The following is a 20,274-nucleotide window of genomic DNA, read 5'->3' as shown; positions in this document are numbered from 1 at the left end:
GATTGTAAAAACAAATCTTCGCCCTTATTTTTGAACACTTTTCTTTCCGTCAATACTCACTGGAATTTCTCCCTGTAATGTTACCCGTCTCATTACTCGGTGGCTTTCGCCGTAATCATTTATCGCATAATGCTGTGTTGCCCGGTTATCCCAAAATGCAACATCGCCTTCTTGCCAATGCCAGCGAACAGTGTTTTCAAGCTCTGTCACATATTCCTGCAGCAAAGAAAAAATATGATGGGATGCTGATGATGATAAACCTAATATTCTTTTAACAAAATGTCCTAAAACTAATGTTTTTTCTCCTGTTTCAGGGTGTACTCTTACGACTGGATGTTCTGTTTCATATAATGTTGAAACAAAGACATTTTTATGTCGATCAAGATCTTCTTCTGAAACATTTGGGCGTCTGGAGGCATAATCATAGTCATTTGTATGTAGTGCCCAAAGTGAATTTGCTAAATCCTTTAATTCCTTTGGAAGTCGATTATAAGCTGATGTTGTATTCGCCCAGACTGTGTCTCCGCCTGCAGCAGGCACTTTTACAGCACGTAAAATGGAGGCTTTCGGATAGGCTTGTGTGAACGTAACATCTGTATGCCAGGAATCTGCTCTTCCCCCTTTATTGGAATCTAGTTCTAATAAATACTTCGTATTTTCTTTAACTGGAACGGTAGGATGTGAGATCGGTTCGCCAAAAAGCTTGGCAAATGCCTCCTGCTCCTGATCAGTAAGATGATTTTGGTCTCTAAAAAAGATCACCTTATATTTTAATATAGCTTCTTTAATAAAATGGATCGAATCAGTGTCTAAATTCCCCGATAATTGGATCCCCTTCACTTCAGCACCAATACGACCAGCAATCGGTTGAATCTCAATATTTTTTACCTGTTTAGAAGATTCTCTTAGTAAACTCATTCCTTTTCCTCCTCTTTAGTAAGCTACAATCAACATATAGATAAAAACCGTACTGCGAATTCACCTCCTTATAAGAACATGAGGTGTTTCCAGTAGACTGGTCAACATAATAACGTTTTATATACTTAAATACCTATTTGATTAGTAGGATATATAAGTGGAAAATTGGTTGGCAGATTCATAACATAATTTTGGCTTAGCTGCCTGCTTATCGAAAAGTTGGATCCAGACACAATTTCTTAAACAAAAAGGCTCTTGTCTTTTTAAGATCTAAAAAGAACAAGAGCCTCTAGTAAACTAGTCGGTCACAACTGTATTTCATTTATTAGATTCATATTACCATAGTAATTCCGAGTTTTCAAGTAAATTTTATAGGATTTTATTTTATTTTATTAGGCTCCCCTATCGATCAAGTTTGCTTCCTTCAGGTTTTTCTGAATAAATGTATGAGTTTTCATGATGATTTTCTCTTTGTCATGATCCATAGAGGCAACATGGTAGGAGTGATACAAGATAACTGCCTCTTTTTTTGCAGAAGCTATATTCACTAAAATATAATCCGTGTTTTGCGGTGGGACAACATGATCTTCTGCCGATTTAAAGCACAAGATGGAATTTGTTATGTTTGGAAGAATCTTTGGTGTTTTTCCCATTAATGTTTGAAGTTCATGAATAGATTGAATAGGAACCTTGTTGTAGGTGATTTCACGAATACCTTTTGATTTAATATCTGGTGCTGATTCTGAAAGGTATCTAGGACTTGATTTGCCAATCCATTGATCATAATTCGGTACGGTTAAAGCAGGATTAATTAGGACTAATCCTCTTATATCCTTATATTTATTTGCCAGCCAGAGTGCTAGAGTTCCTCCCATGGATTGCCCAATAATAAAGATCGTTGTGCAGTGTTCTTTTAAGTGCAAATAACCTTTTTCGAGATCAGAAAACCAATCCATATGTGTTGAGTGTTCCAAATCTTTATAATGAGTACCATGGCCTTTCAACCTAGGGGCATACACTGTATAACCAAGTTCTGACCATTTCTCTCCTAAAAAATGCACACTTTGGGGAGTCCCCATAAATCCATGTGATAATAAGAGACCAACCTTATTTCCTTTTATATAGAACTCTTCTGCTCCTTCAATGACAGGATATGTTTCTCTCATCTCAATTCCTCCTTGCAAGTATTCTAATAATTTGATGCTGCAAATACGTTTTTCTCTTTTTTAGCAAAGACATTTCATCATGTTTTACGTAAGCCCAAGGAGTTTAAATCGTTGTTCTGCATAGGAAATATCCATCTTAATGTGCTCTGTTAATAAGTCTAAAGTTTCAAATTTTTTTTCATCCCTTATTTTAAATAGGATATTACATCCTAACTTTTCACCATAAATATCTTCTTGAAAATTCAATAAGTATATTTCAAACGTCTTCCGTAGATTAGATTCATCAGTTGGCTTTACTCCAATATTCATAACACCTAAATGAAATGAATCTTTTACCCTGACTATTACTCCATATACTCCCTTTTTCAACCAATTCATATTGACATCAATATTTGCAGTAGGAAATCCTAATTTTCTTCCTAGTTGTCTTCCCTTTACAACGGTTCCAAGAATAATTGGTGCTTCCTCAAGTGTTGATTGTAAGGACTCTCTTCCCAAAATAAGACCTCCATTTCGTATTGCTCTTTCTTCATAGAAAAAGGCCAACTATCGTGACATAGTTTGGCCTTTGGTTATCCAATCGACTGTTTACTTTTGATTACGTGATCAAACTCAGCTTCAATCTCTGATAAAGTTAATTCATATAGATGCTGATCGTTTTTTTTATAAATTCCTAAATCCAGCAGTTTATTTATTAGTTTTTCTTTTCTGCGGAAGACTACATAAAGTAGCTGGGTCATTTCTTTTACCTCCCTATTTATTCATTAAAGCAATTTCCGGGTTGAATTTGGAACAAAAATACTAGTGGCATTCTCTATATAAAATCCCTAATTGCTAATTAATTCTTTTTGAATAAAAATCCATTTTGAATAAGCTTCATTAAAATAGTCTTTAAAAATAGTAGAGAAATTATAGTAAACTTCATTCTTGCATGTCTTTGCTTCAGTGATGACGATCGGCACAATGTTTTTGCCTTTTAATTCTTCCTTCGATATAAATTTGAACATGGCATTGATCAACCATAATAATGGTTTATTCCAGGCTTGAAAAACGACATAGATTTGATTTGATGCTTCAACTTGTTTTTTAAACAGTCTGACTTTTGGATGTCCATATTGATGATCAAACAATACATCTAGGTGAAAACTTTTAGGTGAGATCAATTCCGTTTTTATCCCTTGTGTTCTGATATTATGGTTGATTAGGTTCATTATTTGTGTATCTACAGAATAATCTGATATTAATAATGTATTTGTCATTTTTGACCTCCTCATCGAATTGAGTTATCAAATGTTTCTAAAATTTTTTAAACTCTAATGGAACTCCCTGCCAAAATTAATACAAAAAGGCCTAACCTTTAATGAGGTTAGGCCTTCGTTTGTGCGATCGGCTATTTCTTATTCCTATTATAAACCCCATTATTCCTACCTGTCAACTAGAGTATGAAGAATTTTATCAAAAAATAGGAGTTTAGATGAGAAATGGTTTGTTTTCCTTCAATTCATATATTTACATAGATTCGTTTTGCTTTATTTAGCAATCCTCATTCTGTTTTAAGATATTTAGATCAGTCTTCATGTATCCAAACAGCCATCTGCCCTTGTTCCCTATTATCCCATAAAAAATACGGAACAGCTGTCAACGGAAACAGTTTTGGCTTTGCCCTGTCCGATTTATATAGACTGCATTCTTCATCAATTAAAACATTGGCTTCACCAGTAATTTTAACAATTCCACCTAAAAGGTCTGCATCATAACTAGCATTTAGAGCGGTGTTTTTTGGAAGAATGACAGATTGCAAGGATGAAACATTATCAGTTGATTCTAAACAATAGACAATTGGTCCTCTTTGAATCGCTGTATGTTTGATGTTCTGCCTTACATTTGGATGTGAAAAATAACGTTCTGCCGGCATGGGCATTTCCAGCTCGATCTGGTCGTTTTGTTTCCACTCCTTTTCAATGGTCGTGTAACCCTTGTTCATATTTTTGAAATGATCGAATTTTTCTCCATTCACCAAGACCGAGGCATTTTTACACCACCCAGGGATTCGCAGCTTTAAGGCAAACGTTTCCGGTTTATTTAGCTCAAGTTGTATCTTTACGTTTCCGTTCCATGGATAGTTTGTTTCCTGTTGTAAGGTAATGTCTTGCCCTTTCAGATGGAACCTGCCCTTTCCTTGAATAAATAAATGGGTAACGATTTCATTTTCACCTTGTGAATAAACATATTCTCCTAATGAGGCAAATAATCGAGCAATATTTGGCGGACAGCAGGCACAGCCAAACCATTCACTTCGATGTGTTTCTCCAAGGCTTGCTAGTGGATTGGCATAAAAGAATTTTTTGCCATCCTGGGAAATTCCGCTTAACACGCCATTATATAACGCCCTTTCAAGGGCATCAGCATATTTTCCATCACAGCCCAGCTGCAAAAGCCGATGATTCCAAAAAACCACGGCAACTGACGCACAGGTTTCGGCATATGCTGTTTCATTTGGCAAGTCATAATCAAATGTAAATCCCTCATTATTTCTTGTTGAGCCTATTCCGCCTGTTATGTACATGTTTTTGTTGTGAAGGGCATCCCATAAGCGTTCGCAAGCTTTTAACAAGGATTCATCGCCCAGCTCGCCTGCCAAATCTGTCATGGCACAGTACATATAAAGTGCCCTTACTGCATGGCCAACCACTTCTGATTGCTCTCTTACAGGTTTATGTGACTGATTATAGGCATTGATATCCTGGTGAGTATTCATAAACTCATCGAAAAATCCCGGCATCTTCTTTTTTTCTTTATTAAAATAATGAGGATGTTTACCGCGTTCATCAATGAAATACTGACTTAGGCGTAAATATCTCTCATTCTCTGTGACTCTGTACAGCTTAACTAACGCCAGTTCAATTTCCTGATGACCGCAATAACCCTTTCGCTTACCTTCCTCTGGGCCGAACACCGTGTCAATATAATCGGCATAGCGGCAAATGGCATCAAATAACTGTCTTTTTTTGGTCGCTTTAAAATGGGCGACCCCAGCCTCGATCAAATGACCTGCACAATATAATTCATGTGCATCTCGTAAATCCTTCCATCTTTTTTCAGGCTCCCCTACGGTGAAATAAACATTTAAGTAACCATCAGGCTGCTGGGCAGAGACGATCATGTTAATGACTTTATCTAATAAAGCGTCCAGTGCAGGATCAGGGTTTGTAGCAAGACTGTAGCTTGCAGCTTCCACCCATTTTGCTACATCTGAATCCCAAAAAAAATGTGGTTTTGGTTCCATTCCCGGCTTCCAGTCCAGACGAAAGGCATCTATCCGTCCTGTTTTTTTACATTGCTCATACTGATAAGGAATGGTTTTTTCACGATTGATCCTGATTTTTGGCGTCCAAAATTGATCCTCAATGGTTACATCTGTAAATGAGATAGGTGTTAACATGTTCGTTACTTTTGTTTTCATTTTATTTACCTCCTATACTTAATCAATAACTAAAAAAGATGATAAAAAGCATTTCATTTGTTGACATCAGCCATTTAGCTGTTTAAAAAAACGTATAAAAAAATGATGACCCAGGTTTCATTTCAGGGTCATCAGTATATGTTTCTGTATTTTTCCTACTTTTCCTTCTTATTAGACTCCAAATCTCTTTTTAGCCACCTGATTAATTCTTGTTCTCGTTCTTTGTTTCGTTCTCTTGATTTATCCTCTGACCAATCAAAAAATCCTTCTCCATTTTTTTGACCGTATTTCCCTTCATCGACAAGTGTTCTCATTGTGTGTAAGGATTGCTGATGAGTGCTTAAGTCTGGAAATAGATAAGATGAAATCATATCAAATACATCAAGCCCTCCCATATCAGCTGTCATAAAAGGTCCTGTCACAGCCAGTCTGCGTCCGATGCTATAGCGAACAGCTTGATCAATATCTTCCATAGTCGCTGCTCCCTGTTCCAGAATATATTGTGCCTCACGGAATAGAGCGTATTGAAGACGATTGACGATCGAACCGAGAATATCTTTTTGAACTAGAATTGGCTTTTTATTCATATCCTTTAGTAATTGCATGGCTCTCTCAACCGTTTCATTGGACGTTTGTTCTCCGCGAATGACCTCAACAAGAGGAATCAAATGACCAGGGTTCCAAAAGTGTGTAACCAATGTTCTTTCTGGATGAACTAATAAGGCAGCAATCTCAGTTGGACTAAGCCCCGATGTATTACTAGCAATAATGACATCTGAAGCACACAATTCTTCTAATCTTTGAAACATTCTTTGTTTTAATTCTACCTTTTCTGGAATACATTCAATAATAAAGGTTGCTTTATTTACACATTTTTCCAGAGAGCTATCAAACTCAATAGAAGATTGTACCTTTTCAGCATCTTCTTTCCTGATGACATCATGGTCGCTTAGGACATTTACTTTTTCAGCAACTCCTTTTTTGCCGTGCTCTATATCTTGTTCGCTCACACCCCATACTTTTACATGGAATCCTGCAATTGCAGCAGACAGAGCAATTGAATGCCCCATCGTGCCCGATCCAATTATGGCTACTTTTTCTTGAGAAAAAATCATATTGCTGTCCAACCTCCATCCACTTTGATTGTTTCCCCTGTAATAAAACGGGCCATATCTGATACTAGAAAAACAACTGCTCCTGTAATATCGGATACCTCTGCCAATTTTCCTAATGGAATCCGATTTAAAACATCGTTATAAAATCCCTCATCCTCAAACATATTTCTCGTAAATTCTGTCTCAACAAAAGTTGGCGCCACAGCATTAACCTTTACATTAGACGAAGCCCATTCAATAGCCAATGCTTTCGTCAACTGAACCGAGCCTCCTTTACTTGAGCAATAGGCTGCCCGCTTATAATATCCGACAAAGGCCATTTGTGAGACAATATTAATGATTCGTCCTCCGCCATTTTCACCATATGATCTGCTGCTCGCTGTGAACAAAAAAAAGTTCCTTTTAAATTTGTATCCAATACCTGGTCCCAATCTTCTTCAGTGACCTCCAATGCAGGCTTAGCAATATTAATTCCTGCATTGTTAATTAGGATATCCAGACCATTTAAAATGGAAATGGATTCATCCACCATTTGATAGATACTTTTCACGTCTTTCACATCAGCTGTTACATAATAAGAACGGGGATGAATTTCTTTTAACTCACTCACTGCCTCTTCCAGATCCTTTTTATTCCTTCCAGTTATCATAAGATCTGCACCAAGTTCCGCAAAAGTCATGGCGATATTTTTTCCAATCCCTTTACTGCCGCCGGTTATCAATACTTTTTTCCCCTTCAATTCACTAAAATTTTTCATCATTACCCTCCCTTAAGTCTCTCCATAAGACGTTTCATTTGTATTGTTTTTAGATTCATATTCCCATCACCTATGCTTGAAATGAATCTTCAGTAATTACAGCGCTTACAAAATAATGAATACATATTACATGCCGAAGATAACAGACCGCGTAATTGAATGCGTATTCAAAATTAGATTTGGTAATAGAATAGTAGAAATGATTTTACTTGTCAACCATTCTTATATATGTTCAAATAATATAGGCGAAATTAAAAAGTGCTTTTTGCAAGAATAAAGGATGCGCTAATCTTTAAACAAACGCAGACGCATCACAGTGCTAAACCTATTAGAATAAACTCCCCACAACTATTTCAATTATTTTAAAAGACCAATTTAATGCCTTATGGTAAGAAGCAAATACATAAATATATGAATCTAGTATAATGAGAGCAAGTTAAAATATAACTAAGTATTATTTATACAAGCATTGTGGAAAAATCTATTAAATGCATATCAGCGGTGACTATGTGTTCGGAACATCTTTTTGCAAATTAGAGAGTGAAAGCAATTGTTTTTCCACTCTCTATATTAAAAGAATATAGTGACTCCTTAATGAACAAGTCATTTAGCTGTTGGTCGTAAGGAATCAAAAACATATTCAACATCAAAAAAATATTCTAATACATCGTTTTTTCTAGTTAACGCTTCACGCATCCTCAACCCATCAACATTAATTCTTGCTTGCCGAAAGTAATCATTCCCTAATTGTGACCAGGAAACCTTTGATGCGTCCACATTAGCAAAATAATCGAAGCCCTGACTTTTCAAAAAGTTATATTTATCGTTTGAGTACTGCCTCCAATCTCCAATATCACTTCCAAAAGCGAAAATAATCGTGTTAGTCGGTCCGACAATTGGTTCAACTTCTTTTTTCCATTTGAGCGTATCTTTTTTTAAATGATCCAAGGAAACATTTTTTGCATTAAGATGCCCCCAGGTATGAGAGGCGAATGTCCAGCCTTTTTGTTTCATCCTTTCAGCTACTTTTTTCGCTTGCTGTTGATCCTTAAGAATGTTTTGGTTTGGTTTTATACTGTTTTCACCATAGGTACTCTCTGACGTTCTATAACCAAGCACTCCGTTATATCCGGTTAACGCAATGATCCCTTTAGCTCCCTTGTAAGAAAAATCAGGATGTTGATCAATAAATTCATCCACAATGGGAACTAGATCATACGCTCCTTGTACGACTTCACCTTTTTCGTTTACATAGGTATTTGTGACATTTCCGTTGGAATCAATTGTTAAATTTTTGGCAAATCCGTCATTTTCCATGTATTCATAATAGCTAACATCATCTTGTGACAATACCAATGGCTTTTTATCCGGCGGCAAATGAATATCCTGATAAACCATGTTCTTCTGTTTGTCCTGTTTAGCAATATCCTCTAAATTCACAAGGACATAACCTTTCTCATATAATTGATTTAAAATCTTTTTAAATTCATTTACAGTCACCATGTAGTCTAGATAACCCTGGGACATATCATTGCTGTCATCAAATGCCTTTGAGGGGTTAACTAGCAATGAATGAAAGAATAAATGAGGAATCTTGCTATTGTCTGGCCACGTCACAAGACTTTTCTTTTGATTTTCATATATAGTAATAGCACTTTGAATGTCTTCATCCTCGTTAATCCCTGATTGTTTTAATAGTGTTATAGCATTTTGATAGTCATATTGGCGTGCTGAAATGTTAGCTTTTGTTAATAGCTGTTCTTTTTGATGTTCTTCCTGCTGTTCTTCCTGCTGTTCTTCCTGTTGTTCTTCTTGTTGTTCTTCTTGTTTTTTCTTAATTGGTGAATCAGTTTTCATGGATTTTTCGGTCACATTGGACGAACAGCCAGCAATAAGGATGAGTATGAGAAATAAAATAGTTGTTTCTTTCAACCTGATTTTAATTGTTGATTCGTATGTATTCAATTTCCTACCTTCCATTTTTGCTTCTCCCTTCCTAATTCTACCTCTTATTCTAGCAAAAACGTTCATAAAGGAGAAAGCCATCCAACCAACCATAACGACTTTTATCTACTGTTTTTAATAGTTTTAGCAAAAACAACTTGTGAATATTTGATTTATCGTTGATATGTCAAAAAAGAGTTCCTTTTTGTTCGAACCTTCTACACATTGAGTCTGGGATATTGTTTATTCAATAAAAGATTCATTATCCCTTTTTTTAACAGCATTGTTAGTACTAAAGAAACAGCGGTGTCAAAATCAAAGGAAGGTTACCTTAGAATAAGGGGATTTTCCTTTTAATACGCTTTCATAATTATTACATCCATATATATTTAGAAAACTTCTTTTTCCCTAGTAGGAAATCTGTTCCTTGACAATCTTAATCATATTGAACAATTTAATCAATTTCTGATTGGATAAAGTGAAGATAGCTTTATAAAAATGATTAGTAACGCCTTTATGAATAAAGACAATAAAAAACACGATAGGCAACTACCTATTGTGTTTCACTAATCATGATCTTCTACTGAAACCGCAAGTAAACAGTCTTTGAAATTTCATGTACTCGTACATGATTGCCGCTTTTCTTCCCTTTTCTGTACGATTATTGATTTTTGAACGCAAACAATTTAAAAATTCTTGATCGCATTGACAAATTGAGCTCCCTCTGCTTAAACATCGATCATGCTTGAAACAACAAGCATCAACATCATTAATCGGGGCACCAGGTCCGCTGCAGCCAGGACCACACCATCTATAGCCTGGAAATACACATAACCCTGGCTTCCATTTCCGCGTTGACATTCTTTCCACATCTCCTTCCTACATTTATGTATATGAACATTTCAAGGAAGGAGCTTGTTTAAATACCTAAATTAATGAGATTTTACAGTTTATCTATCGTTATTTTCTTCAATAATTTTAAAGAAATTTGGTTTCCTTTATCTAAGATCATCACTTTGATAATTCCTCAAAAGCTCTTTCATTGATTCAATAATATCAAGCGGCATGACTCCAAAATTGGATAGTTGTTTTCCTTTTTCCTCTCCACCCTTTGCGTGAAGGAAGCTTGCTGAAATTAGCGCATTTTCCGGTTTCGCCCCTTGCGCTAAAAAGGATGCGATCAATCCTGTTAAAATATCGCCGCTTCCTCCTTTTCCAAGAGCATCATGACCGTGTGGATTAATAAATACCTCTCCTGATGGTGAAGCGATAATCGTTCTATGTCCTTTTAAGAGCAAGAAGACCTTATACTCCCGAGCAAAATCAAGTGCTGTTTCAAGTCGACTTTCCTCGATTTCTTTAACGGTTTTTTTGCTTAGCGTTGCCATCTCGCCAGGATGAGGAGTTAAAACAACTGGTCCTTTATAATGGCGGAGCACGTCCAACTCATTACGAAGGAAATAAAGGGCATCCGCATCAATGACAACCGGCTGACCTGTTAAAGCTGACAACAATGACTTTAACCATCCCTCTCCGCCAGCAAAACGGCTCATCCCGGGTCCTACTGCCACACAATCAAACTGCCCTAGCCGTGATGTTAACTCATGGATAGACTCTTCTGACAGATGCCCTTCCTTGTCAGGCAATGGAAGAAACAGTGATTCAGGATTTTGGGCTGCTGCCATCGGATAAATGATTTCAGGAATTCCCAAAGTTACTAAACCTGCTCCGCTGTTTAGTACAGCTTTTGCCGTAAAAATAGGTGCCCCAACATATTGTCTTGACCCACCAATGACTAATACATGGCCAAACGTCCCCTTATGTCCGTTTGGAACTCGTTTTGGGAGAGTGTTTTTTACCAGTTCATCCGTTATCACTCGTGGAAGCTGGAGCTTGAGTTCATCAACAATGGAAGGAGGAACAGAAATATCAACTGCCTTCCATTCTCCTACGTGGAGCGGCCCTTCCTGTAAGAAAAAGCCTTTTTTCGGATAAACAAACGTTACGGTCTTATCCGCTTTAATTGCCAGCCCCTCTGCTTTTCCATCATCGCTGTTCACGCCTGAAGGGATGTCAACCGAAATCACAGTTTGCTCTTTCTTCTTTTGATTGACCATTTCAATGACAGTTCGGAAGGGTTCCCTAATCTCTCCTTTAGCGCCCGTTCCCAGCAGGGCATCAACGATGATGTCAGATTCCTTTAATGTGCTCTCCAGCAATTCCCTTTCCTTTTCGTGCCATTCGCTGTATGGTAATCCACGATTTTTGTATACTTGAAAATGGATTTTCGCATCCCCTTTTAGCTTTTCGGGCTTTACTAATAAAAATAAGGATGGTTCAATCCCTAAATCAAACAGCTTCCTGGCAATAACAATACCGTCTCCCCCGTTATTCCCTCCTCCGCAAAGGATTGAAACTTTTGACCGTTTGGAAGGAGCAACAGCCATAATTTCTTCCAGAACCTTTGCCCCTGCATTCTCCATTAATACTGCTCCCGGAAGGCCTATTGTCTCTATCGTATATTGATCCAATTGCTGCATTTCCTTTTGTCCAGCGGCAAACATCAAAATCCCTCCCTTTATAAATTTCATTTTAACTGAATGTTCACTCCCCTAACAAATCAGACAAAGAAATGCGGCCTTTAATAGCTGTTTTAGACCAAAGCAGCAATAAATAACATTTATATATAAGTTTTAGCAAATATATCTCAAAGTGATATTGGTTTTATCTCACTTTGAGATATATAATACTATTAAGAAATAATACAGTGGTGTTTACAGAATGTAGTTACTTTACTACTTCTCAAAATATAAGGGGGATTTATAATGAGCCAACTAGCAAGAGATAGCAAAGTCAAGCAATTATTAGACAAACAAAAATTCAATGAAAAAGAAATTGCTAAAATGACAGATTCACAGATTGAATATTATCACTGGCTCTATTTTGTAGATTCTTGCTATGATTATATGTAATTTAAAAATGAAATGATAAAAATACAGCTTTTGTACACAGTACAAAAGCTTTTTATTTTTAAATCGAACATTGTGCACAAAATTGCAGAATCTCCTGATAGTAAAAAAGAAGATTCTGCTTGTTATCATATGATTACTAAACATGATTCAAATTACTTGAAAATCTTAATTCATATAGCGATATTCCATCAAACTATTCAAAATTGAAACTTCCTGTAATAATTCCTCTCCAACATTCGTTTCTAGTACCTTTTTTCTTTCAAGTTCTTTATCAACAATTCTTTTCACTGATAATACATCTGTTCCGTTTAAGAGAACATCATCCTTTGAATTAAAATGTTGGTGGGCGACAAGCTGCATACCGAAGGAATTGTATAATAACGTGTAACCAGCAATACCTGTTGTTTTTTGATAAGCCTTCGAGAATCCGCCGTCAATAACAATCATTTTTCCTTTTGCCTTAATTGGATTTTCTCCTTCAATTTCCTTTACAGGTGTATGGCCATTTATGATATGACCTTGTTCAGGGTCAAGATCAAATTCTGCTAGAATTTTACGGCATGTTTCCTCATTTTCACGCAAGTGGTAATATGGGTTCTTTTTTTCTTTATGGGTTGCCTTATCCTTAATAAAATACCTTTCAAAGGTGGTCATTGCTCTTTTGCCAAAGAGTGATGAGTATTCTCCTGTCCATAAATACCAGACCATATCTGTTGCAAGATCATCTGTCTCTTCAGGATGTGCAAAAGAATAGCGTAAATAATGTTCAAACACATCAAGTAATTCACGACCTGCATAGGTTTTACCTTCAATGATCATTTTTTCCATATTTCCTTCTTCATCTAAAGGAATACACCCATGTATTAAAAGATTACCATTATATTTTAAATAAAGACTGCCTTTTTTCATAAGGAAATTCATATGTCTAGCTAACTTTTCGGAATGCTGAACGGAAAATAACAGCTTTTCCATTACTTGCTCTTCTTCCTCTAATAGCTGATCAGGCTGCTCGGGATTAATCGTTGCAAAGCACGCATTTTCTAGAGGATATGTTTTCCCCTGAATCGTGATTTCATTTTTGTCATAATCAACTTTCTCAAGTAAAAGCCTTTCTGACATATTAAAGTTCGGGCGTCGTTTTATAATAGGACTTTCCAGCTTGAACTGAATCATTGCAATTGCTTGATGAATTTTGGTAATTTGTAATCGCTCATCCTCAGAGATCTTGTCGTCTGATTGGATTTTTGGTCTAAAGGGTGGGTTGTCTCCATAATATTTCTCCGCCAAATTAAGAAGCGGTCTAAGATTAATGCCATACACATCTTCAATAATATCCAAATTGTTGTAGCGTGCACAAATCCGAATAATATTTGCAAGACAAACCTTTGAACCAGCAAAAGCACCGATCCATAGAACATCATGATTTCCCCATTGAATATCAACAGAATGATAATTTATTAGAGCTTCCATAATTTTATCTGGCTCTGGACCCCGGTCATAAATATCTCCAACCACGTGTAGATGATCAACAACCAATCTCTGAGTCGTATATGCAAGACCGATTATAAGCTTATCAGCTTGTCCCAAGGTAATAATTTGCTGGACAATCTTTGAATAATAAGGTTCTTTAAAATTCGTAAATTCATCCGTTTTGTATAATAGCTCCTCAATAATATAAACAAATTGATTAGGTAATGCTTTTCGCAATTTCGAGCGTGTATATTTAGAGGAGGCATAAGAAATAAGCTTAATCATACGCTCAATGATTACGGTGTACCATTGGTGTAATTCTTTTTCATTGTCAAAATTATTCTTAATTAACTTAATTTTCTCTTCAGGATAATAAACTAAGGTTGAAAATTCTTTAATTTCTTTTTCAGTTAATACCTTTTTATAAATGTCTTCAATTTTCTCTTTGACCTTCCCAGATCCATTCCTCAACACATGTTGAAAGGCTTGATACTCCCCGTGTAAATCACTGACAAAATGTTCTGTCCCTTTTGGTAGGTTTAGAATGGCTTCTAGATTAATAATTTCTGTAACCACTTTTTCTTCACTATCATAGATTTGGGCCAGTAAATCTAGGTGTTTTTTGTTCAAAACCTTGTATCCCCTTTCAATACTCATCAAAATTTTTCATCTACATGATAACACTAAATATTTACATTATAAAAGAAAACTTACATTTTCATTATAACTAAACTCATATTTTTATTGTCTTTGTTTGCGATTCCAAAGGACATTTCCTCTTCATCATAATTGTAAAAAGAATAATAGGCTACTTATTGACAGGGGAAACTGCATCAGAAAAGTCTAAAGTAACAATAAATACCTGTGGAAACAGTTGAATAAATTAGAAATATTAGAATAATTGCTATTTTAATGGTCATATAGAAAATGGTCAATAGGAAAAGGGACATCTAAATGAGAATGATCTTCGCTTACATATTTCGAAGAGGGTTTACATCAAAGATTCATACATGCTTCATGCGATAGTAGGATCTGCTAATGGTAACTTTCTGAATGAATGAAGGCTGTATCAAATGAACAATTCCATTTTGATACAGCCTCGATATAATTTTTATTTTGGGGATCCATAAAGTGAATCCTTTCTCCTTCATTATAAGTTGTATCAGCCTGTTTTGGAAGGCAGAGAATTATTCAGCGAGTTAAGCCCTTTGTTTTTTAATAAACGTTTCACTGAAAAGGTGAACACTAGTAATGAAAACGCAACAGAAACGGCACTGACCGTGAACAACACCTGATAGCTAGTTTGCTGTGATATCCACCCTAGAATCATTGCACCAAGCCCAATTCCAAGGTCAGTAGCAGTCGAAAAAGAAGCATTGGCTACACCTGTTCGGTCTGGAAGAACAAGACGGATCGTTGCGGCTTGAAGAGCTGGCTGTGCAGATCCAAAGCCAATACCATATAAAACTGCTGAAAGAAGCACACCGAACAATCCAGTTGAAAATCCTAAGACGATCAAAGCTAAAATCGTTACAATTAGGGCTGGTCCAATGACAAACGACTCACCATACCGGTCTGAAAGTTTCCCAGCAGTGGGACGAATCAGAACAAGCGTTGCGGCATAGATCAGAAAAAAGGTGCCGGAATTGACATCAATCGATTCTGCGAACAACGGAACAAAGGTCGTTATACCACCATAAGCAATAAATAGAAAAAAGACTGTTAACGTGACAGGTAAGATTGATTTTTCGAAAAGCTCGATTTTCCTTGAGTTAGATTGCGGCTGAAAAGGAATTTTTATTCTAATCATAAGAAGTAACGCTGTAACAGAAAAACCGACTGCCATTAAAAACAGAGCGTGATACGATAGGTTCTGCGTCACCCATATACCGAGCATCGGACCGATTGCCATTGCTAAGGTCGTGGCCATGCCAGACCACCCCAGCCCTTCTCCACGACGGGAAGATGGAATCATATCTGTAATCGCCGTTAGGATAGAGGTTGTAGAAATAGCCCAGCTCATCCCGTGTAATATTCTAAGCCCCATCAAAACAACGAGTCCGCCAACCCAGTTATATATGTACATCGAAAAAGCGAAAAGAATTAAACCGCCGATGATAAAAGGAAGTCTGCCGAACCGATCCAAAAGTCCCCCTACAATAGGTCGAAAAATTACGGCAGATAACATAAAGGTCCCCATCGCAAGACCGACCTGTGATTCATTCCCGCCAATTTGCGTAATAAAAAGCGGCAGCGTTGGGTAGAGCATATAAAATGCGATAAATAGGGAAAACATCCCTATTATTATAAAAATATAAGACTTAGTCCATAATCGCTCCATCTTATTCCTCCTCCAAAAATGATCAAAATTATTTTAAAAGCAAGCTAAAACTGGAGCATTTACTACTATAAGTAAATCTAGGCATGTATTACAAAGGCCATTTTGGCATTTGTCCTAATTTTCGAACAATAATGTAAATAGACCCTGATATCCTTCAAATTAAAAGAGATCAGGGCTTTCGCCTCAAGTTGAATATTACATATAAAAGCTATTGAAAGTGAATTTGTTATGGCAACCCTTACTTAAAACCTACTATTTGATGAGGTACATATGGTTCTTCTAATAGATTTATTTCTTCAGGTGATAACTTAATCGAAAGAGCACCTACGGCATCTTCAAGATGAGAGATTTTCGTAGCGCCGATAATAGGAGCAGCTACTGTTTCTTTCTGAAGCAGCCAGGCAAGTGCAATATGAATACGTGGTACGCCACGCTTTTCTGCTATTGCTGCAACCCGTTCCACAACTAATCGATCTGCTTCAGCCGTCGCATCATATTTCGATTTTTGAATTTGATCCGTTTCAGAACGATGCGTTGTTTCCGACCAATCACGTGTTAATCTCCCTGAGGCGAGCGGACTATATGGCGTCACCGCAATTTTTTCTTCCCTGCATAGCGGCAGCATCTCCCTTTCCTCTTCACGGTAAATGAGGTTCAAATGATTCTGCATTGAAACAAAACGGGTCCATCCATTTTTCTCTGCTACATGCAAAGCCTTTTGGAACTGCCATGCATGCATCGCTGATGCACCAATATATCTTGCTTTCCCAGACTTCACAACTTCATGGAGAGCTTCCATCGTTTCTTCAATGGGCGTATCGTAGTCCCATCGGTGGATGATATAAAGATCTACATAATCGGTTCCCAGTCTCTTAAGACTATTATCAATTTCGCTCAGGATTGCTTTTCGGGAAAGACCAGAACCATTTGGACCATCATGCATTGGAAAAAAGACCTTTGTAGCAAGAACAACTTCATCTCGATTTGCATAATCGTTTAAAGCCCTTCCTACAATCTCCTCACTTGTTCCATCCGAATACACATTCGCCGTATCGAAAAAGTTAATCCCTGCCTCAAGTGCTTTTTTTATAATTGGGCGTGTGCGCTCCTCATTAAGTACCCATGGATGAAGCCATCTCTCTGCCACACCAAAGCTCATACAACCAAGACAAAGCTTGGATACATCTAAGCCTGTATTTCCAAGTTTCACATATTCCATATTCATAATCCCCACTTTTTTTAAACTTTTACATTCAATGATGTTTATCGTGATTATGTATTCTTATTATGCAACAGATGAAAAAGCAACCGTTATCACATTCGTATCAAATGATTGCCTAATCCTCTCACAACCACTTACACTATCATCTAATTTGCTTTAGAATGAAACTATTAAAAACAAAGCAAATAAGGAGAATCAATATGTCTGAGCGAATATTCAATCAGCAGCATGAACTCACAAACCTTATTGAAAGGTATCCGGGAAAGGACGGTGTTCATAAAACTGCTGTTCCGTCATTATTTTTTATTCGTGAATCCATGGTAACCGAACCACTTTATGGAGTTTACAAGCCATCCTTTTGCATGGTCATTCAAGGAGAGAAGGAGATATTGCTATCAAAGGAACGTTTTACGTACGGTCCTTCTGATTACCTAGTTGCATCTGTTAACTTACCCGTAACTGGGCAAGTTATAAAAGCTTCTCCTGACGTTCCGTATTTGGCTCTTAAACTAGAATTTACACCGAATCAAATCTTAGAAGTTTTAAGTGATTCTAAAATGGAAGTTGAACCAAAAAACAGACTAAAACGAGCACTTTTTGTTAGCAAAATCGAACCAACGTTGATAGATCCAGTGATCAGGTTATCTCGTTTGCTGGACAATCCAAAAGATATCCCAGTTCTTGCTCCTTTGTTCACAAAAGAAATTCTTTATAGAGTTCTTCAAGGTCCCCATGGGAATACCTTAAAACAAATCGTAATAGAAGGAAGTTATACCTATCGTATCAGAGACGTTGTCGAATATATTATGAAAAATTTTAACAGGGCTTTTCTAATTGAGGAGCTTTCTGCAATAGCTAATATGAGTACTGCTTCGCTACATCGACACTTTAAAGAAATCACCGCTATGAGCCCGATTCAGTTCCAAAAACAACTGAGACTGCAGGAAGCCAGACGTCTGTTATTATCGGAATCAACAGATGCTGCAGATGTTGCATTTCGTGTAGGGTACGAAAGTCCATCGCAATTTAGCCGGGAATATTCCCGTATGTTTGGTCTTCCACCAAGAGAAGATATTAAACGCATGAGGGAGAAATACGACCAAAAAATCAATGCATAAATCTGTTAATCTAACAACAATGTAAAGATAGTTTTATGCCAATGCAGACTTATGCCAACATTGGCATTATGTATTTTTATATTTCATGAGTATTAGATAGCAGGACGAATAATTACTTCATTCAGCACAACATCTTCATCCACTGCAATTACAAAAGCAAGGCATAATTGAATAGACTACAGGCTTATTGCATTCTTATCTATTTAATCAAATCCGCTCAATAACTCTGAATCTATTAATCACTTTGTTCAATAGATTACAATAGCTCATTTGACAAATGGAATAACGTTAGAAGGATGTATATGAAAAAACTTCAATCACCTGATGAATATCGTTTATAATGAAAGGAAATGATCAAAGGAGGGATTATATGGGAATATTAGATGGTTTTCTTGGAAATGCTTCTGAAGCAGATCTTGGCACAGTTTCAAAAAATATAGAATTAGTACTCGCGGAAAATGAAAAAGTGGAAAAGGCATTTAAGTTAATCCGTGACCTTATCGTGTTTACAGATAAAAGATTGCTTCTTATTGATAAGCAAGGCATGACAGGTAAAAAGGTTGAATATCATTCTATTCCTTATCGTAATATAACCCACTTTAGCGTAGAGACTGCTGGTACATTTGATTTAGATGCTGAGCTTAAGATTTGGATTTCAAGTACGACCGAGCCTGTAGCAAAAACATTTAAGAAAGATAAGAATATTTACGATGTACAAAAAACGTTAGCAGCCTATGTATTAAAATAAGACAATCGCCCTCCTGTTTGGAGGGCGATTTTTGATAAATTTAATATTCTTCATACTCTGCAGGATCCTGATTTTTGAGTCTTCCATCAGTCCTGGTTAACCCTGAAATCATGTTCATTTCTGATTCATCGAGAGAAAAATCAAAAATGGAGCTATTTTCTCGTTGTCGCTCAGGTGATGAAGATTTTGGAATTGAAACGGATCCGAGCTGATAATGCCAGCGTAAGATTACTTGTGAAACCGACTTGTTATGATGATGTGCAATTGTTTGAAGCGTGTCATGATGTAAGACTTCTGTCGCACGTGCTAATGGACTCCAGGATTGAGTAGTAATATCATTCTCCTCATGCCATTTTCTTTGCTCGGCTTGATTAAAAAAAGGATGTAATTCGATTTGGTTAATACTTGGTTTTACCCCTGTTTCCTTTTCTAAACGCTCAAGATGTTCAGGTAAAAAATTGCAAACACCAATCGAACGAATAAGCCCTTGCCTTTTTGCGTCAATTAATGCTTGCCACGCTTCCACATATGTACCCTGTTTAGGATTTGGCCAATGAATAAGATATAAATCATAATAATCTAAATTTGCACGATATAAGGATTCTTGAATTGTCATTACTGCAAGATCATACGCCTGATAGCGACCTGGTAATTTTTGATGTAATTCGTAACGCTTCTCTCGGTACTGAACTGCGTCTAACTGCTTCTCCTAAAGTTCCTTCGTTTTCATAATTATAAGCCGAATCGATTAACCGATAGCCCAACTCATCAATTGCATACTGAATGGAATTAGCGCCCTGATTTCCTTTAAGAGTATATGTACCCAGGTCAATAACTGGAATCGTCACTCCATCATTAAGTGTTATTTCAGGAATTGAACTACTCATAATCTACCACTCCTTACACGTAATATCTTAAGAGTACCATAGTTATGAATCATTTTCCTTTTTGAAAACTTTTCGCAGTTGCAAGTAATCCGTTTTCTTTATTTTCAATTATAATTTGTCGTTTAACGTTGTAAAGCTGCATTTTGATAAGTA

The 20,274-nt window shown here is 36.7% G+C and carries 16 protein-coding genes and 2 pseudogenes; 3 read left to right on the top strand and 15 right to left on the bottom strand.

The annotated features are described in order from the left end of the window. Positions 1 to 24: 24 nt before the first annotated feature. From WQ54_RS21215 to WQ54_RS21170, 11 genes and pseudogenes are all read right to left on the bottom strand, one after another. On the bottom strand, positions 25 to 918 hold the full coding sequence (locus WQ54_RS21215; RefSeq protein ID WP_046587054.1) for a TauD/TfdA family dioxygenase: 894 nt from the start codon (positions 916 to 918) through the stop codon (positions 25 to 27). Positions 919 to 1,310: 392 nt separating this feature from the next. Then, entirely contained in the window at positions 1,311 to 2,084 is a 774-nt protein-coding gene (locus tag WQ54_RS21210; protein ID WP_046587052.1) for a carboxylesterase, read from the bottom strand. Positions 2,085 to 2,168: 84 nt separating this feature from the next. Next, positions 2,169 to 2,582 (bottom strand): riboflavin kinase, encoded by a 414-nt coding sequence (locus WQ54_RS21205; RefSeq protein ID WP_046587051.1) that lies wholly within the window; start codon positions 2,580 to 2,582, stop codon positions 2,169 to 2,171. Between the two features lie 74 nt (positions 2,583 to 2,656). After that, on the bottom strand, positions 2,657 to 2,824 hold the full coding sequence (locus tag WQ54_RS32945) for a Fur-regulated basic protein FbpA (RefSeq protein ID WP_084822238.1): 168 nt from the start codon (positions 2,822 to 2,824) through the stop codon (positions 2,657 to 2,659). An 87-nt stretch (positions 2,825 to 2,911) separates the two neighbouring features. Next, positions 2,912 to 3,343, bottom strand: a complete 432-nt coding sequence (locus tag WQ54_RS21200; protein ID WP_046587049.1) for a hypothetical protein — start codon at positions 3,341 to 3,343, stop codon at positions 2,912 to 2,914. Positions 3,344 to 3,651: 308 nt separating this feature from the next. Then, positions 3,652 to 5,547, bottom strand: a complete 1,896-nt coding sequence (locus tag WQ54_RS21195) for a glycoside hydrolase family 127 protein (protein ID WP_046587047.1) — start codon at positions 5,545 to 5,547, stop codon at positions 3,652 to 3,654. A 155-nt stretch (positions 5,548 to 5,702) separates the two neighbouring features. Continuing rightward, on the bottom strand, positions 5,703 to 6,662 hold the full coding sequence (locus WQ54_RS21190) for a 3-hydroxyacyl-CoA dehydrogenase family protein (protein WP_046587044.1): 960 nt from the start codon (positions 6,660 to 6,662) through the stop codon (positions 5,703 to 5,705). Next, positions 6,659 to 7,341 (bottom strand): annotated as a pseudogene (locus WQ54_RS21185) (SDR family NAD(P)-dependent oxidoreductase). Before WQ54_RS21185 ends, WQ54_RS21190 begins: the two are co-directional and overlap by 4 nt. Before the next feature lie 681 nt (positions 7,342 to 8,022). Beyond that, complete coding sequence (locus WQ54_RS21180; RefSeq protein WP_046587042.1) at positions 8,023 to 9,399, bottom strand: polysaccharide deacetylase family protein; 1,377 nt, start codon at positions 9,397 to 9,399, stop codon at positions 8,023 to 8,025. A gap of 534 nt (positions 9,400 to 9,933) precedes the next feature. Beyond that, positions 9,934 to 10,224 carry a phospholipase A2 family enzyme gene (locus WQ54_RS34860; RefSeq protein WP_046587041.1) on the bottom strand — a complete coding sequence of 97 codons (291 nt, stop codon included), beginning with the start codon at positions 10,222 to 10,224 and terminating at the stop codon, positions 9,934 to 9,936. A gap of 137 nt (positions 10,225 to 10,361) precedes the next feature. Then, positions 10,362 to 11,927, bottom strand: a complete 1,566-nt coding sequence (locus tag WQ54_RS21170) for a bifunctional ADP-dependent NAD(P)H-hydrate dehydratase/NAD(P)H-hydrate epimerase (RefSeq protein ID WP_046587039.1) — start codon at positions 11,925 to 11,927, stop codon at positions 10,362 to 10,364. A gap of 261 nt (positions 11,928 to 12,188) precedes the next feature. On the opposite strand from WQ54_RS21170, the gene WQ54_RS33835 reads away from it, so the two are divergent. Then, a complete protein-coding gene (locus tag WQ54_RS33835; RefSeq protein ID WP_156178039.1) occupies positions 12,189 to 12,335 on the top strand; it encodes a BH0509 family protein in 147 nt (48 codons plus the stop codon). A gap of 165 nt (positions 12,336 to 12,500) precedes the next feature. Here WQ54_RS33835 and fbp read toward each other — a convergent pair whose 3' ends face one another. From fbp to WQ54_RS21155, 3 genes are all read right to left on the bottom strand, one after another. Continuing rightward, on the bottom strand, positions 12,501 to 14,435 hold the full coding sequence (fbp, locus tag WQ54_RS21165; protein ID WP_046587037.1) for a fructose-1,6-bisphosphatase: 1,935 nt from the start codon (positions 14,433 to 14,435) through the stop codon (positions 12,501 to 12,503). Positions 14,436 to 14,967: 532 nt separating this feature from the next. Next, complete coding sequence (locus tag WQ54_RS21160; protein ID WP_046587035.1) at positions 14,968 to 16,146, bottom strand: MFS transporter; 1,179 nt, start codon at positions 16,144 to 16,146, stop codon at positions 14,968 to 14,970. Positions 16,147 to 16,384: 238 nt separating this feature from the next. After that, positions 16,385 to 17,365, bottom strand: a complete 981-nt coding sequence (locus WQ54_RS21155; protein WP_046587034.1) for an aldo/keto reductase — start codon at positions 17,363 to 17,365, stop codon at positions 16,385 to 16,387. Between the two features lie 203 nt (positions 17,366 to 17,568). On the opposite strand from WQ54_RS21155, the gene WQ54_RS21150 reads away from it, so the two are divergent. Together WQ54_RS21150 and WQ54_RS21145 are read left to right on the top strand one after the other, a co-directional pair. Next, positions 17,569 to 18,486 carry an AraC family transcriptional regulator gene (locus WQ54_RS21150; protein ID WP_046587032.1) on the top strand — a complete coding sequence of 306 codons (918 nt, stop codon included), beginning with the start codon at positions 17,569 to 17,571 and terminating at the stop codon, positions 18,484 to 18,486. Between the two features lie 370 nt (positions 18,487 to 18,856). Then, complete coding sequence (locus WQ54_RS21145; protein ID WP_046587030.1) at positions 18,857 to 19,234, top strand: PH domain-containing protein; 378 nt, start codon at positions 18,857 to 18,859, stop codon at positions 19,232 to 19,234. Positions 19,235 to 19,274: 40 nt separating this feature from the next. Here WQ54_RS21145 and WQ54_RS21140 read toward each other — a convergent pair. Beyond that, positions 19,275 to 20,121 (bottom strand): annotated as a pseudogene (locus WQ54_RS21140) (aldo/keto reductase). Between the last annotated feature and the right edge of the window lie 153 nt (positions 20,122 to 20,274).

The organism is Bacillus sp. SA1-12, from assembly GCF_000981385.1.
In the GTDB taxonomy this organism is placed as follows: Bacteria; Bacillota; Bacilli; order Bacillales; family Bacillaceae; genus Metabacillus.
Note: the sequence above shows the minus strand (reverse complement) of the source record. Positions and strands in the feature narration are given on the sequence as shown.

Bases quoted from the DNA above. Each gene is read 5' to 3' on its own strand.
- WQ54_RS21145 (WP_046587030.1), top strand. From the start codon at position 18,857: ATGGGAATATTAGATGGTTTTCTTGGAAATGCTTCTGAAGCAGATCTT.
- WQ54_RS21190 (WP_046587044.1), bottom strand. From the start codon at position 6,662: ATGATTTTTTCTCAAGAAAAAGTAGCCATAATTGGATCGGGCACGATG.
- WQ54_RS21210 (WP_046587052.1), bottom strand. From the start codon at position 2,084: ATGAGAGAAACATATCCTGTCATTGAAGGAGCAGAAGAGTTCTATATA.
- WQ54_RS32945 (WP_084822238.1), bottom strand. From the start codon at position 2,824: ATGACCCAGCTACTTTATGTAGTCTTCCGCAGAAAAGAAAAACTAATA.
- WQ54_RS34860 (WP_046587041.1), bottom strand. From the start codon at position 10,224: ATGTCAACGCGGAAATGGAAGCCAGGGTTATGTGTATTTCCAGGCTAT.
- WQ54_RS21155 (WP_046587034.1), bottom strand. From the start codon at position 17,365: ATGGAATATGTGAAACTTGGAAATACAGGCTTAGATGTATCCAAGCTT.
- WQ54_RS33835 (WP_156178039.1), top strand. From the start codon at position 12,189: ATGAGCCAACTAGCAAGAGATAGCAAAGTCAAGCAATTATTAGACAAA.
- WQ54_RS21215 (WP_046587054.1), bottom strand. From the start codon at position 918: ATGAGTTTACTAAGAGAATCTTCTAAACAGGTAAAAAATATTGAGATT.
- WQ54_RS21195 (WP_046587047.1), bottom strand. From the start codon at position 5,547: ATGAAAACAAAAGTAACGAACATGTTAACACCTATCTCATTTACAGAT.
- WQ54_RS21160 (WP_046587035.1), bottom strand. From the start codon at position 16,146: ATGGAGCGATTATGGACTAAGTCTTATATTTTTATAATAATAGGGATG.
- WQ54_RS21180 (WP_046587042.1), bottom strand. From the start codon at position 9,399: ATGGAAGGTAGGAAATTGAATACATACGAATCAACAATTAAAATCAGG.
- WQ54_RS21150 (WP_046587032.1), top strand. From the start codon at position 17,569: ATGTCTGAGCGAATATTCAATCAGCAGCATGAACTCACAAACCTTATT.
- WQ54_RS21200 (WP_046587049.1), bottom strand. From the start codon at position 3,343: ATGACAAATACATTATTAATATCAGATTATTCTGTAGATACACAAATA.
- WQ54_RS21170 (WP_046587039.1), bottom strand. From the start codon at position 11,927: ATGTTTGCCGCTGGACAAAAGGAAATGCAGCAATTGGATCAATATACG.